Consider the following 13,707-nt stretch of genomic DNA (forward strand, 5'->3'; position numbering starts at 1 on the left):
CGCAACGTAGCCGCTGAGCAGTACCGGTTTGCGACCGAATCTGTCGGTGAGCATGCCGCTGAGCGGGAAGGTCGCACAGGCCAACGCAATTGCGATCGCCGATGTCCAGTAGACCGAGTCCTTGGAGAATCCGAGGTCGTTGATCAGGTACACGCTGAAGTACGTCAGACCGATGTAACCGGATCCGTTCATCGCGATCGCAATTGCGTTGGCCTGTGCGACCTTCCCGCTCAGCGGCATGCTCACCGACAGATTCGGTCGCAAACCGGTACTGCTCAGCGGCTACGTTGCGTATGTCGCCATTGCGTTGCCGGTGTTCATGATCCTCGGTGCGACGTCGTCGATCATCGTGGTGGGCTGTGTGTACTTCGTCTACATGGTTCTCAACGGAGTCGTGCAGGTACCCGCGTTCCCACTGTTCACCGAGCTGTTCCCTCGGGCGGTTCGATACACCGGAGTGTCGTTGGGCTTCAACATCGGCACCATCGCCGCAGGCGGAACGGCACCGTACGTCGCCGCTCAACTGGTGGAGTCGACCGGCAACGCCATGTCACCCGCCTACTGGGTCATGGGTGTCTGCGTGATCGGCGTACTCACGGTGCTGACCATCAAGGAAACCGGACGCGAGAAACTCCCGGTGTAGTGCGGCGTAGATGCCGGCCGTAGTTCGAGACTCGCCCCACCACGTGCACTCGGCGTGGTGGGGCGTCCCGCGTGTGTGGGGTCGAGGACGCGCCGACCGGGGTGACAAACGCGAGCGCACTTGCCAGATGCGCGCAGAATAGCGACGTGATCGGTGTCTACTTTGTGCGCGTCTGGCAAACGCGCGCGCGTTTGCGGAAACGGGGGCCGCTACCCCAGTATTCCGCGTTCTTGCGCGAATGCTAGATATGGATAGACAGCGCTACGGAGCGCAGAGGCGACGCACGGCGGCTTCGATTTTCGACGCCCGACGCTGAATTTCGGCGTCGTCGGCAGGCTCGCAGTGCAGGCTCGGCGCGGTCATCCACGCCGAGGTGATGCCGAACATCATGGTGATCAGATCCTCGACGGTGAAGGCGTCGGAGATCAGTCCGTCTCGCTGGGCGTCGGCCATGGCCCTGTGTCGCTCGGCGATGACCGAGTGGATGTCGTCGGTGCCCGAGGTCGCCATACCGCCCTGCAGCTGAGTCCACAGCAGGAGGCGGTGCTCCTCGGGATGCGCAGCGAGGTGCAGGTATTCGCGCGCTGCGTATCCGCCGAGGTCGTCGACGGCGAAGGGCACTTCGTCGATGAACCGCGCGAACCCGTCCTCGACGACGGCCCGGAACAGGGCTTCTTTGTCGCCGAAGTAGGCGTACAGACGTTCCTTGCTGGCCTTGGCAGCGGCCGCGATCCGATCGACGCGGGCCCCGGCCAGCCCGTGTACCGAGAACTCGTCCCGGGCGGCGACGACGATGCGGGCGCGGGTCGCACTGGCGTCAGGTTTCATGGCGGTCACCATACCCCAACCAACTAGTTCGTTTGACTATTGGTTCTGGGTCGCCTACCTTTTTGCTCGGGACATTTTTCGTGCCCAGAATCAACGAGTACGAGTGGGGTAGAAACATGTCGCAGCTCTCCGAGCGCGAAGCGCCGGATCTGAATCCGAACTACGAGCGCCGATGGCTGGTGCTGTGCATCGTCGCCATCACGCAGCTCACGATCGTGCTCGACGGCACGATCGTCAACATTGCGCTGCCGCAGGCTCAGCTGGATCTGGGCATCAGCGACAGCAGCCGCGCCTGGGTCATCACCGCCTACGCGTTGTCGTTCGGCGCACTCCTGCTGCTCGGCGGACGCATCGCCGACTACTGGGGACGCAAGCGCTCGTTCATCGTCGGCATGGCAGGCTTCGCCGTTGCCTCCGCTATCGGCGGACTCGCTCAGGAAGGCTGGCAGCTGTTCATCGCGCGCGCCGGCCAGGGTGTGTTCGCTGCGCTGCTCGCCCCGGCAGCACTGGCCATCCTGACGGTGACGTTCACCGACACCAAGGAACGCGCCAAAGCGTTCGGCGTCTTCGGCGCCATTGCCGGTGGCGGCGCAGCGGTCGGCCTGCTCCTCGGCGGAGTGCTCACCGAATACGCGAACTGGCGCTGGTGCCTGCTGGTCAACATCCCGGTCGCAGTGTTCGCCATCGCCGCAGCGGTGCCTCTGGTGAAGGAGAGCAAGGCTCACGGAGACACCCGCTACGACCTGCCCGGCGCGATCCTCATCGCTCTCGGTCTGGCCTCGCTGGTCTACGGCTTCACCGAGGCCGAAGACGGCTGGGCGACGGTACCCACCATCTCGTTCATCGCGCTCGGCCTCGCTCTGCTGGCCGCGTTCGTCGTGGTCGAGTCCAAGTCCGCCAACCCGCTGCTGCCGTTGAGCGTGTTGCTCGATCGTGATCGCGGTGCCGCGTACATCGGCTCGGCCGTCATCGGCGCTGCTCTACTCGGTGGCACGTTGTACCTCACGTTCTACTTCCAGATCGTGCTGGAGATGAGCCCGGTGATCGCCGGCGTCGCGTCGCTGCCGATGACCGGCGGCATTTTGATCACGGCCGCGCTCGCTTCTGCACTCGTGCCGAAGATCGGACCCAAGCCGCTGATGGCCGTCGGTCCGGTCGTGTCCGCAGTCGGCCTGCTGCTGCTGACCCAGATCGGCGTCGACACCTCGTACTTCACGCACGTCCTGCCGGGCGTCGTACTTCTCGGTCTCGGCCTCGGTCTGCTGATGGTTCCGATGCAGAACGTCGCACTGATCGGCGTTCCCGATCACGACGCAGGTGCCGCATCGGCGCTGATCAACGCCACCCTGCAGGTCGGTGGTGCACTCGGTGCTGCGGTGTTCACCACCGTCTACACCTCGTCCAAGACCTCGTACCTGGCCGAGAATCCGGCACCGACTCCGCCCGCCGGAGTTCCCGCGGAAGCTCTCGCCGGACAGGAAGTGCCCAGCGACGAGATGTTGGCCGCGCTGCCGGAGCCGATCCGCAACTTCGTGCTCGCGACTATCGACCACGCGTTCTCGGCCGAGGTCTCCGGCTACGCCTGGGCATTCGGTACCGCCGCGATCCTCGTCGCGCTGGTGAGCCCGGTCGTGTTGCTGCTCGTCCGCGCGAAGAAAGACGACCTGCCCGTCGGCGACACCCCGGTACACATCGGATAACGCAGGCAAGAACCGAGAACCCCGCTGCTCAGCCGTCGAGCAGCGGGGTTCTGCTCTTCGAAGGCATCGTCAGTCCGGGTCGATCGCTTCGGCCTGCGCGGTGAGCAACATGTGCAGCAGCTCGGGAGGCAATGCCATCGGAGGCATCGCGCCGAGGGTGATGGAGTTGTCGGAATCGCCGTTCAGCTCCTCCACCTCGTCGTGCAGGCTTTCCATCTTCTCGTCCAGTGTGTTGGCCGTCTCGGCGGCCTCGGTCAGTTCCGCCAACAGGGTGGGCGGAATCTGGCCGCGGTACTTGTAGAAGATCTTGTGCTCGAGGCTCGCCCAGAAATCCATGGCAATCGTGCGGATCTGGAGTTCGACCAAGACCGGTTGGACGCGATCGGACATGAACACCGGAATTTCGACGATGAGGTGTAAACTCTTGTAGCCGTTGGCTTTCGGGTTCGCGATGTAGTCCTTGACCTCGACGACTCGAACGTCGGTCTGACTACTGAGCATGTCCGCGATGCGGTAGGTGTCGGAGATGAAGCTGCACGTGATGCGGACACCCGCGACGTCGAAGATGTTCTCGCGAATGGCGTCGAGCGTCAGTGCGCACTTCTTGCGCTGAGCCTTGTCGACGATGCTCTCGGGCGTTTTGAGTCGCGACGAGACATGCTCGATGGGGCTGTAGCGGTGGATGTGGGTGAATTCCTGCTTCAGGATGTTGATCTTGGTGATCAGTTCGTCGATTCCGAACTTGTAACTCATCATGAAGCGGGTGAAATCGTGCCTCAGCTGCACCAGGTCGACGACGGCGTCACTGTTGCTCATGCCCCCGATTGTCCACGATCGCCGGACGTGACCGCGCCGCGCGAGAATCGAAGCTGGCGTCGCTGCACGTGGCACCGAGTTCTGGGGTGAACCGCACGAGATTGCAACTCTGGCACTGATGGGTACGGTGATGCCCCCGCTCACACGAGCAAGCACGTGAACCCACCAATACCGAACCGGCGACAAGCGGATGGCCGTTGGTGCAGTGAGTAGGTGCTCGTTCTGCCCACCGATCGCCGACGCGGTAGAGCGACCCGGCAACCGGGTCGGTGTCGCGCTCGTCGGATGCCATCGCGCGCAACCGCCTTCGACACTGTCTACCGCCCGATATGGACCGCCCGAAGTGGCTCCGCTGGCCGCATCGCCAACTCCGGGGGCCCGCTCAGACTAACAGAAATCGAACGTATGTTCTAACGTGGATGTCAAAACCACGTCTTGCGGCCACCGACTGCGCGCCCCATCGAACCGAGCAACGTCAGAACCGCGCCGACGACCACCAGAATGATGCCGATAGTCGTCAAAATTGAAATGCCGGCGAAATAGCCGATGAGGGCGAGGATGATTCCGAGAACGATCATGACTACTCCTGGTGCCAAAGTGAGCCCACTATCGACGAATTGTCGATGGGACCGAACCTACTCGGGCGCGTGGACGATTGCTCACAATTGTCGCTATTTTCCGGCATCCACTTTCGCCGCGAGGAAAGCCTCCGGATCGATCAGATCCGCCTGCCCCACGATCGATCCCAGATCCGCGATGCGCTCGATCCCGGTGAGCACCATCTCCTCCTCGACGGTGCCCTCGGCGTAGCCGTAGTAGCAGGTCGACGTGGTGTGGTTGTGGTCCTTGTCGATGCGGTTGGCGCGGCCCTCGATCTGCCTGATGTCGATGGGTGTCCACCGAGGATCGTGAATCAGCGTCACGCGCGGTGCGAGTGTGGAGACCGTCCCCTCCGGGAGCAGTAACTCGTTGGTGTGCAGGTTGATCGCGCTCGTGGTGGTCGAGACGATGACCGACGCGTCGCCGGTTTGAAAACGGCGGATCGACGCCTCCTGCTGGGGACTGCTCATGCTCCCGTCGACCACGGCGACCTCGAGCCCCTCGTCTCGAAGTGTCTGGGCCAGAGCAGCGACCGACTCGCGGTAGAACATCGAGACGAACACCTGATTGCCTGCCTTGACCCACGTCCGGACTTGATCCGCAGACGCGGGAATGCGCAGGTACGAGCACTTCTGGCGAAATCGCAGCGTCGCCGCACGGGTACTCGGATTCTTCTGCAGCACTCGCTTTCCGCCGACGGCCTTCCAGATCGGCAGGCCGACTTCCTTGCGGTAGTCCACCCACGCCGAGTTGTACAGCCGCTTCTGCGCGGCCGTGAGTTCCTGACCGAGGGGCTCCCGCGGAGTCGGTGGGGACGGCCGCGAAATAGACCACGGCACAGCGCCTCCCGACAACCAGCCGTGCACAGACGCGATGTCGCGGGCTCGCGTCGTCGCGTCCTCGGGCTCCCACCGCCACGTGGTCAACCCCGTCGTCGCCTTGCCTGCCTTGACGGCGAACCCGGATTCGATGAGGAACTCCGCCCACTTCATCGTCACGGCATAGCCGAGATACTCGTCGTCACCGAGGATTTCGACGCCGCGGCTGCGTTCCACGGCACGGGCCATGTACGCGAAATGCAGCGGCTGATAGCCGGGAGTGGCAGACATCCACACGACGGATCGGGCCGCCTCCTGATATCGCCACAGAATTTGCGACTGCTGCGACTCGATGTTCATCAACGCATGCGATTCGTCGGCGATCACCACGTCGATGTCGAACCGCAGCTCTCCCAGCGAGATGGTCCGCTTGTTCTGCGTCCGTTTACGTTTGCCCAGATCGGTCTCGGGGGGAACCGACAGCAGTTTCTTGGTGGACTGATAGGTGATCAGCAACCAACGCTTGCGGTCGGATGGTTCGATGTCGGCCTCGCTGTCTGCAATGGTGCGACGCCACCCCGGCAGCGCACCCTTGGGTGCCACCACCAGAACCGTGCCGATCTCGGCGGCCGACATCTGCCGCACGGCCTCGCACACGGCCAACGTCTTACCCAGACCCGTCGAATCCATCTGCGCGAAGTACGGGAAGCCGGCGTCGAGCGCGGCCAGATGGCGTCGGACCGATTCGAGTTGGGTGTCGCGAGGCTGCATCGCCCGTTCGCGCACCTCTTCGTCGCGCCAACTGTCGTTCGCGTCGTCCTCGAGCCACCGCTGCAGGCTGTACGGCATCGACTCGTACGGCTGCAGGTACTCGGGCAATTCGGTTCCGTAATACGCGAACACGCGCGGTCCGGGGTACCAGCGCGCTCCCGCTGCGCCCGCCGCGGACCGATCCTCGAACGGCACGTCCAACACCCACACGCGCTCGCCGGGATCGGGCACCCGAAGATCGGGGGCGGCGGACTTACGGGGCGAGGTCTTGCGCGGGGCTGCTCTCTTGCGAGGTGCGGCCTTCTTCGGCGCAGCTTTCTTCGCCGCAGGCTCACCGTTCTTCGCAGCCGCGAACTTTCGCGCAGCGCTGCTCTGCCCGGCCTTGACGGTGCGGGCAGTGGTGGATCGGGCAGTGCGTTTACGAGGTGGCATCGGATCCAGTCTGTCGTACGGTGTGCACGAACACCGTAAAGGAGCCCTGTGACATACCCGAACGACCCGCGCGCCGTAGTTCTCGTCCACGACCGGGACCCGTCCCTGGCGCGTCGCGATATCGGCACCCTCGCCGCCGAATTGCGCACCAGGGGTTTCCTGTTGGACGTGCACTCCTTCGACCACAGTCCCGATGTCGCACCACCGACGCTGTCCGACGCGCAGGTGGTCGTGGTCATGGGCTCACCCGACGCCGCGTACGACGACACGCTGACCTGGCTCGCGCCGGAGATCGCGTACGTGCAGCAGGCGATCGATGCGCAGGTCCCGGTTCTGGGTGTGTGCTTCGGCGGCCAGTTGCTTGCTCGCGTGCTCGGCGGATCCGTCCGCAAGTCCGAGTACCCCGAGTACGGATTCGTCGACGTCGAGACGTCCGATCCCGAGCTCGTCGCTCCGGGTCCGTGGATGGAATTCCACGGCGACACGTTCGTCGCGCCGCCGGAGGCCACGGTCATCGCCCGCAACGCGGCTGCGCAGCAGGCCTTCGTCTGCGGTCCGCACCTCGGGTTGCAGTTCCACCCCGAGATCGACCTCGACACCTACGATGCGTGGGCGGCCGCGTGGGACCGCGACGGCGTCGAACATGCGGTGGACGTGCACGAGATCAGGCAAGACATTGCCGACTCCGAAGCAGCAGCTCGCAAGCGGTGCTCGGCCCTGCTGGACGCATTTCTCGCCCGATCCTCGGCGGTGCCCCGGTAGGGTCGAACGATGACCGAGGCCAGGCCCAGCAACTTCAGCGATCACCAGCTCGGCATCTACGCCGCCGGAATGTTCGCTCAGCAGACACCGTCGATCACCACCAACCTGGCAAGGCTGGAGGACCAGGCTGCCGAGAAGCTCTCGCCTGAGGCGCTCGGCTACATCGTCGCCAGCGCAGGAAGTGGCTCGACGGCGCGGGCGAACCGGGCCGCCTTCGACAGGTGGGCCATCACGCCGCGGATGCTGCGCAGCTCGGCCTCGCGTGATCATGCGTGCACCGTGCTCGGCACCGACATGCCTGCACCGCTGCTGATCGCTCCGGTGGGTATTCAGACTCTCGCCCATCCCCACGGTGAACTCGCGACGGTTCGCGCGGCTGCGGAACTCGGTGTGCCGTACATACATTCGACGCAGGCCTCGCATTCCTTCGAGCAGATCGCCGAGGCGGGCGGAGATGCGCCACGCTGGTATCAGTTGTACTGGCCGACGGACGAATCGGTACTGCTGAGCTTCCTGCAGCGTGCGAAGGACACCGGATTCACCACGTTGGTGCTGACGCTCGACACGACGTTGCTGGGCTGGCGGCCTGCCGATCTCGACCGCGGGTACCTTCCGTTCTTGGCCAACCTCGGAATCGAGAACTATCTGAGCGATCCGGCGTTCCAAGCCGGACTCGCTCAGCCCGTCGAGGAGAATCCCGTTGCGGCCGCGATGCATTGGGCGCAGATGTTCCCCAATCCCGGCCTGTCGTGGAAGAACCTGGCGTTCCTGCGCGAGCATTGGGACGGCCCGATCGTGCTCAAGGGCATCTGCACCGTCGGCGACGCCCGACAAGCGGCCGCCCACGGAGTCGACGGCATCGTCGTCTCCAACCACGGTGGACGTCAGATCGACGGTGCCAGGCCGTCTCTCGACGCATTGCCGTCCATCGTGGATGCGGTCGGTGACGAACTGACGGTCCTGTTCGATTCGGGTGTACGGACCGGCGCGGACATGGCCAAGGCGCTGGCGCTCGGTGCCGATGCGGTTCTTCTCGGCCGCCCGTTCCTCTACGGTCTCGCCCTCGGCGGGCAGGAGGGTGTTGCGCACGTATTGCGTTGCCTGCTGGCCGAATTCGACTTGGTGACCAGCCTGTCCGGCCATACCGGCGCGGGCGAGCTCGGTCGCGACTCGATCGAGGCGTCCTGATGGAGTGGACGAAGCACGCCATCTGGTGGCACCTGTACCCACTCGGCTTCACCGGTGCGCCGGTGCACGGCTGGGACGGTGAGTCGCAAGCGGATCTGCATCGGCTGACCAGAATCGAGAAGTGGCTCGACTACGCCCTCGAACTCGGCGCGTCGGGCATCGCCCTCGGTCCGATCTTCGAGTCGGAGAAGCACGGCTACGACACCGTCGACTACTACCACGTCGACGGTCGGCTCGGCACCGACGAGGATATCGATTCGCTGATCGCTGCGGCGCATTCCCGCGGTCTGAAGGTGATGTTCGACGGCGTCTTCAACCATGTGGCGCAGAGCTTTCCGAAGTTCCGTGAGGCTCTGGCCGAGGGCCCGGACTCCGAGGCCGCGGGGTGGTTTCACCTCGACTGGTCCGGGGACGAGCCGACGCACCGCAACTTCGAGGGCCACGACGAATTGGTCGCACTCAACCACGAGAGCCCGCACGTGCAGCAGTACGTCGTGGACGTACTGTCGCATTGGCTGGACCGCGGCGTCGACGCCTGGCGACTCGACGCGGCCTACGCGGTACCGCCGCGTTTCTGGGCCGCGGTGCTGCCGAAGGTTCGCGAGAAGCATTCGGACGCATACTTTCTGGGCGAAGTCATCCACGGTGACTACGACCGGATCGTCTCGGCCTCCACGTTGGACTCGGTTACGCAGTACGAACTGTGGAAGGCGATCTGGAGTGGGCTGAGCGAGAAGAATTTCTTCGAGCTCTCGCATGCCCTCGAGCGCCACAACGGTTGGCTCGACGCCTTCGTGCCCGCCACGTTCGTGGGAAACCATGACGTCAGTCGCATCGCCAGCGTCATCGAGGACGAGCGACATCTGCTGCACGCGTTGGTGGTTCTGTTCACCGTGGGCGGTATGCCGATGATCTACTACGGCGACGAGCAGGCGTTCCGCGGTATCAAGGAAGATCGGGTCGGCGGTGACGACGAGGTCCGTCCCGAATACCCCGACACCCCCGAGGATCTCGCCCCGTACGGCTGGCCCGTCTACCGAGTGCATCAGGAGCTGATCGCAGTTCGGCGTCGCAATCCGTGGTTGTACTCCGCGCGCACCGAGACGCTCGAGCTCACCAACACCGCGCTGCTCTACCGCGTGTACGCGGACGACAATTCGATGACGGTGGCGCTCAACCTCGGCGACGACACGATCGACTACCCGGCCCAGGGCAGTGAAGTACTGGCCGGAGAAGCGAGCCTGAACGACGGACGGGTAAGCGTTCCTCCCCACGGCTGGGCTGTCATCGGCTGATCGCTGCATACGGCTGTATTCGGCTATCTACGTCGAGCGCAAGAAAGCAGTAGAGAGACCTACAGGTACAGTCGACCGCGACACGGGGTGCCCGTCAGGGCTGAGATCACACCCGTCGAACCTGATCTGGTTAGGACCAGCGAAGGGAATGTCGTGACGTTTCGGTATTTCCTGTCCCTCGCGACGGTCCCGACCTCGAACGAGAGGCGATGCACGTGAAGATCGACGAGCAGACAGTGTTGGTCACCGGCGGCGGCCGCGGACTGGGAGCATCGATCGCCGCGGCGTTCGCCGGTGAGGGCGCACGTGTGGTGATCGACTACCGCGCCAGCAAAGAGGCAGCGGAGGCGTTGGCGGACAGGCTCGGCGACCGTGCATTCGCGGTTCAGGGCGACGTGACCGACGAGAGCGCGGTGGCCTCGGTGTTCGACTCGGCCCGTGCGCATTTCGGCACCCCGATCACCACGGTCGTCAACAACGCGCTGGCCGACTTCTCGTTCGACGGGGATGCTCGACCGAAGGCCGACACCATCACCTGGGATCGGTTCGACGCTCAGCTACGAGGCAGCGTTCGCGCGGCGCTGCTCACCACGCAGGCGGCCCTGCCGGGAATGCGTGAGGCGGGCTTCGGCCGAATCATCAACGTGGGCACCAACTTGTTCCAGAATCCGGTGGTGCCGTACCACGACTACACCGCGTCCAAGGCCGCCCTGCTCTCACTGACGCGTACGTTGTCCGCGGACCTGGGGGCGGACAACATCACCGTCAACATGGTGTCGGGCGGACTGCTGCGCACCACCGATGCCAGTGCCGCGACCCCGGCCGAGGTGTTCGACTTCATCGCCGCCTCGACCCCGCTGCAACGCGTCACCACGCCCGAGGAGTTCGCCGATGCTCTGTTGTTCTTCGCCTCGCCGTGGGCGCGGTCGGTGACCGGTCAGAATCTCGTCGTCGACGGCGGCCTGGTCAAGAACTGACATGCACCTCAACGCGTTTCTGTACGGCTGCGGACATCACAGCGCAGCGTGGCGGCATCCCGATTCGCGAGTGGAGGACCTGGGCAACATCGCGTACTACGAGGAACTTGCGCAGCTGGCCGAACGGGGCAAGTTCGACGCGGTGTTCTTTGCCGACGGGCATTCCGTTCGCGATCCGGCCGGCGCCGGAACCTGGTTTCTCGAACCGATCACGGCGCTGTCGGCCATGGCCAGAGCGACCACGCACATCGGTCTCGTCACCACGGTGTCGTCCACGTTCTACACCCCGTTCCACGCTGCACGCATGTTGGCGTCGCTCGATCACATCAGCGGCGGACGGGCCGGCTGGAACGTCGTCACGTCCATGTTCGACGCCGAAGCACGCAATCACGGAATGGACGCCATCCCGGCTCGCGAGGAGCGCTACGCGCGCGCCGAAGAATTCGTCGATACTGCACTGGCACTGTGGGATTCGTGGGAGCCCGATGCCTTGACGCTCGATCGCACGGGGATGTACGCCGACCAGGCCAAGGTGCATTCGATCGACCACGACGGCAAACACTTTCGAGTCGACGGCCCGCTGACGGTGCCGCGGTCGCCGCAGGGCAGGCCGGTTCTGTTTCAGGCCGGGGCGTCGGGCCCGGGCCGCGACCTGGCGGCGAAGTATGCCGAGGCGATCTACGCCGTCGCCTACGATCTCGTTGCCGCGCAAAGTTATTACGACGACGTGAAGGCGAGAATCGATCGAGCCGGTCGTGGCAGCGCGGCAGTGGGCATCATGCCGGGTTTGGTGACGTACATCGGGTCGACGATGGAGGAGGCTCGTCGCAAGAAGGCAGAGCTGGATCTGCTGCTGCCCACCGACCAGTCGCTGGCGATGCTGTCCACCTTCACCGGACAGGAATGTGCCGCATGGGAACTCGATGCTCCGGTGCCGTCCCTACCACCTGCGGCCGAGTTCACGGGACCGCAGGGTCGGTACGAGACCATTCTGCGCATCATCGAGAAGGATCGCCCCACCGTGCGTCAGTTGCTGGGCACCCTTGCGGCCGGCGGTGGGCATGCCACGATGATCGGCACGCCGGATTCCATTGCCGACGAGATGGAATCGTGGATCGGCCGCGGTGCCGATGGATTCAACCTGATGTGCCCGCGCTACCCGGACTCACTCGCGGACTTCGTCGAACACGTGGTCCCGATCCTGCAGCAGCGCGGCCTCTTTCGATCCGAATACACGTCGTCGACGCTGCGCGGTCACCTGTCCAGCTGAGCGGTTTGTCCGAAGACCCCACGATCGACGAACGCCACGAGGGCGTCGAGACCGCCCTCGGGCGAGCCCTGCCACAGCCGCGCGAAATTCTCCGCCGCACCGCTGATCAGCATCGCGGTGGTGGCAGGAGGTGCCGGAAGCTCGACTCCTGCTTTCTCGAATGCGCTGAGGCGTTCGACCCAGGGCTCGAATTGGACCTGCGTGAATCGCTGCATCCGTTCGGCGAACTCGGGACTCACCAGTGCGGCGTCTCGAAGCGCATCGATCACAACCCGGTGCCGTGTCAGCAACTGCCAGAAGACCTCCAGATGCGGACGCATGGTGGGGTGATCGCGAGCGGACGGATCCTGCGCCGCGACGATGACGTCGGCGTCTTCACCGATCTGTTCGGCGAGGGCCAACAGCAGCCCGTCCTTTCCCGAGTAGTGGTTGTAGAACGACCCTGCGGCCCGGCCTGCTTCCCGGGTGATGTCGACGATCTTGGTGTTGAGATATCCGGACCGGGCGAAGACGGCGCGGGCGGCATTTTCCAACTCGATGCGAGTCTGCTCGGCCTGTTGAGCGCGACCAGTGGTTGCCACCGCGGTTCCCCTTCCTGTTGACACCTCAGCAGTCAGGCTACACACTGAATCATGATTCAGTGAATGACCATTCGTCGAAAGGGCCGGACATGAAGGCAGCAGTTCTGACCGAGTTCGGGGTGCCGACGTACACGGACCACGGCAACCCAGCACCTGCGGAGGGTTCGGAGGTGATCGACGTGGCGGCTGCAACGCTCAATGCCGTCGACATCGTCATTGCCGCCGGTACCCACTACCTCAGTCCTCGGTCGCTGCCGACGGTCATCGGCATCGAAGGCGCGGGTACCACGCAGGACGGACGCCGCGTCTACTTCTCGCCCGCGCTCTCGCCCCACGGTTCGATGGCTGAGCAGGCTTTGGTCCCGACGGCTTCGCTCATCGAACTACCCGACGGGCTGGATTTCTCGACCGCCGCGACACTGGGTAACGCGGGTCTGGCCGCGCTGATGCCGCTGACCCATGGGGCTCGAATGACGCCGGGGGAGAACGTCGTGATCCTCGGTGGCACCGGGGTGGTCGGGCGCCTCGCCGTACAGGCCGCGCGACTGCTCGGCGCAGGCTCGATCACGGTCGTCGGACGTGACGAGCACGCCCTCGAATCCACCCGTGAACTAGCGGCCACGGCCACGGTTGCCATCGGCGACAACAGTGTCGACGAGCTGAGCTCTGCTATTCGGCGGGCATCCTCCGGAGCCGATGTCGTTGTCGACTATACCTGGGGCACAGTCGCTCTCGCGGCACTGCAAGCCGGTAACCGTCTCGTTCGACTGGTGCAGATCGGTGACCGAGCCGGGGCCGACATCACCGTCCCGGCGCAACTCATGCGTTCGCTCGGAGCAACCATCGTCGGATTCATGCCGCTGCACTACGGACGGAGTGTCACCTCGCAGGCGTATCGCACCCTCGCCGACTGGGCCGTCACCGGGCAGATCGCAGTGGAATACGAGAATGTGCCATTGGCAGAGGTCGCAAGTGCATGGGAGCGAGCCCCACGCACCCGTCACAAGCTGGTACTGGTCCCCTGAC

Annotated in this window: 13 protein-coding genes, 1 pseudogene and 1 riboswitch; of the genes and pseudogenes, 8 read left to right on the top strand and 6 right to left on the bottom strand. The window is 64.5% G+C overall.

Annotated features, from left to right (window positions below; all coding sequences use genetic code 11):
- Positions 1–240 (bottom strand): MFS transporter (locus CH262_RS26970; RefSeq protein ID WP_373453802.1); only part of this gene is annotated, 240 nt, incomplete at its 3' end.
- Here CH262_RS26970 and CH262_RS26975 point away from each other — a divergent pair.
- Positions 194–643: pseudogene (locus CH262_RS26975) on the top strand (MFS transporter); the annotation flags it as partial. The gene CH262_RS26970 and the pseudogene CH262_RS26975 sit on opposite strands and share 47 nt — an antisense overlap.
- A 261-nt stretch (positions 644–904) precedes the next feature.
- On the opposite strand, the gene CH262_RS26980 reads toward CH262_RS26975, so the two are convergent.
- Positions 905–1,471: a TetR family transcriptional regulator gene (locus CH262_RS26980; RefSeq protein ID WP_027495174.1), complete on the bottom strand. Its 567-nt coding sequence runs from the start codon at positions 1,469–1,471 to the stop codon at positions 905–907.
- Positions 1,472–1,551: 80 nt separating this feature from the next.
- Here CH262_RS26980 and CH262_RS26985 point away from each other — a divergent pair, with 80 nt between their 5' ends.
- Entirely contained in the window at positions 1,552–3,171 is a 1,620-nt protein-coding gene (locus tag CH262_RS26985) for an MFS transporter (protein WP_256989012.1), read from the top strand.
- A 69-nt stretch (positions 3,172–3,240) separates the two neighbouring features.
- Here the strand turns inward: CH262_RS26985 and CH262_RS26990 are convergent, their stop codons facing one another.
- The 3 genes from CH262_RS26990 to CH262_RS27000 all read right to left on the bottom strand — a co-directional run bounded on the left by CH262_RS26990 (position 3,241) and on the right by CH262_RS27000 (position 6,608).
- Positions 3,241–3,987 carry a GTP pyrophosphokinase gene (locus tag CH262_RS26990; protein WP_032373497.1) on the bottom strand — a complete coding sequence of 249 codons (747 nt, stop codon included), beginning with the start codon at positions 3,985–3,987 and terminating at the stop codon, positions 3,241–3,243.
- Between the two features lie 422 nt (positions 3,988–4,409).
- A complete protein-coding gene (locus CH262_RS27920; RefSeq protein ID WP_094611554.1) occupies positions 4,410–4,565 on the bottom strand; it encodes a DUF6131 family protein in 156 nt (51 codons plus the stop codon).
- A 93-nt stretch (positions 4,566–4,658) separates the two neighbouring features.
- The gene (locus tag CH262_RS27000) at positions 4,659–6,608 is read right to left on the bottom strand and encodes a helicase-related protein (protein ID WP_256989013.1); all 1,950 of its coding nucleotides are present in this window, start codon (positions 6,606–6,608) and stop codon (positions 4,659–4,661) included.
- A 48-nt stretch (positions 6,609–6,656) separates the two neighbouring features.
- On the opposite strand from CH262_RS27000, the gene CH262_RS27005 reads away from it, so the two are divergent.
- The 5 genes from CH262_RS27005 to CH262_RS27025 all read left to right on the top strand — a co-directional run bounded on the left by CH262_RS27005 (position 6,657) and on the right by CH262_RS27025 (position 12,100).
- Positions 6,657–7,370, top strand: a complete 714-nt coding sequence (locus tag CH262_RS27005; RefSeq protein WP_094718883.1) for a type 1 glutamine amidotransferase — start codon at positions 6,657–6,659, stop codon at positions 7,368–7,370.
- Positions 7,371–7,379: 9 nt separating this feature from the next.
- Positions 7,380–8,558: an alpha-hydroxy-acid oxidizing protein gene (locus CH262_RS27010; protein WP_094718884.1), complete on the top strand. Its 1,179-nt coding sequence runs from the start codon at positions 7,380–7,382 to the stop codon at positions 8,556–8,558.
- Positions 8,558–9,853 (top strand): alpha-amylase family glycosyl hydrolase, encoded by a 1,296-nt coding sequence (locus CH262_RS27015; protein ID WP_094718885.1) that lies wholly within the window; start codon positions 8,558–8,560, stop codon positions 9,851–9,853. Before CH262_RS27010 ends, CH262_RS27015 begins: the two co-directional genes overlap by 1 nt.
- A gap of 73 nt (positions 9,854–9,926) precedes the next feature.
- Positions 9,927–10,019, top strand: a riboswitch (TPP riboswitch).
- Between the two features lie 43 nt (positions 10,020–10,062).
- Positions 10,063–10,830 carry a 3-oxoacyl-ACP reductase gene (locus tag CH262_RS27020; protein ID WP_094718886.1) on the top strand — a complete coding sequence of 256 codons (768 nt, stop codon included), beginning with the start codon at positions 10,063–10,065 and terminating at the stop codon, positions 10,828–10,830.
- A 1-nt stretch (position 10,831) separates the two neighbouring features.
- On the top strand, positions 10,832–12,100 hold the full coding sequence (locus CH262_RS27025; protein WP_032385134.1) for an LLM class flavin-dependent oxidoreductase: 1,269 nt from the start codon (positions 10,832–10,834) through the stop codon (positions 12,098–12,100).
- Here CH262_RS27025 and CH262_RS27030 read toward each other — a convergent pair.
- Complete coding sequence (locus CH262_RS27030; protein WP_032385133.1) at positions 12,085–12,681, bottom strand: TetR/AcrR family transcriptional regulator; 597 nt, start codon at positions 12,679–12,681, stop codon at positions 12,085–12,087. The genes CH262_RS27025 and CH262_RS27030 overlap by 16 nt on opposite strands.
- Before the next feature lie 89 nt (positions 12,682–12,770).
- Here CH262_RS27030 and CH262_RS27035 point away from each other — a divergent pair, with 89 nt between their 5' ends.
- Positions 12,771–13,706, top strand: coding sequence for a quinone oxidoreductase family protein (locus tag CH262_RS27035; protein WP_032385132.1), 936 nt, complete (start codon positions 12,771–12,773; stop codon positions 13,704–13,706).
- The last annotated feature ends 1 nt before the right edge of the window (position 13,707 follow it).

The organism is Rhodococcus sp. 05-2255-1e (genome assembly GCF_002259025.1).
Classification (GTDB): domain Bacteria; phylum Actinomycetota; class Actinomycetes; order Mycobacteriales; family Mycobacteriaceae; genus Rhodococcoides; species Rhodococcoides fascians.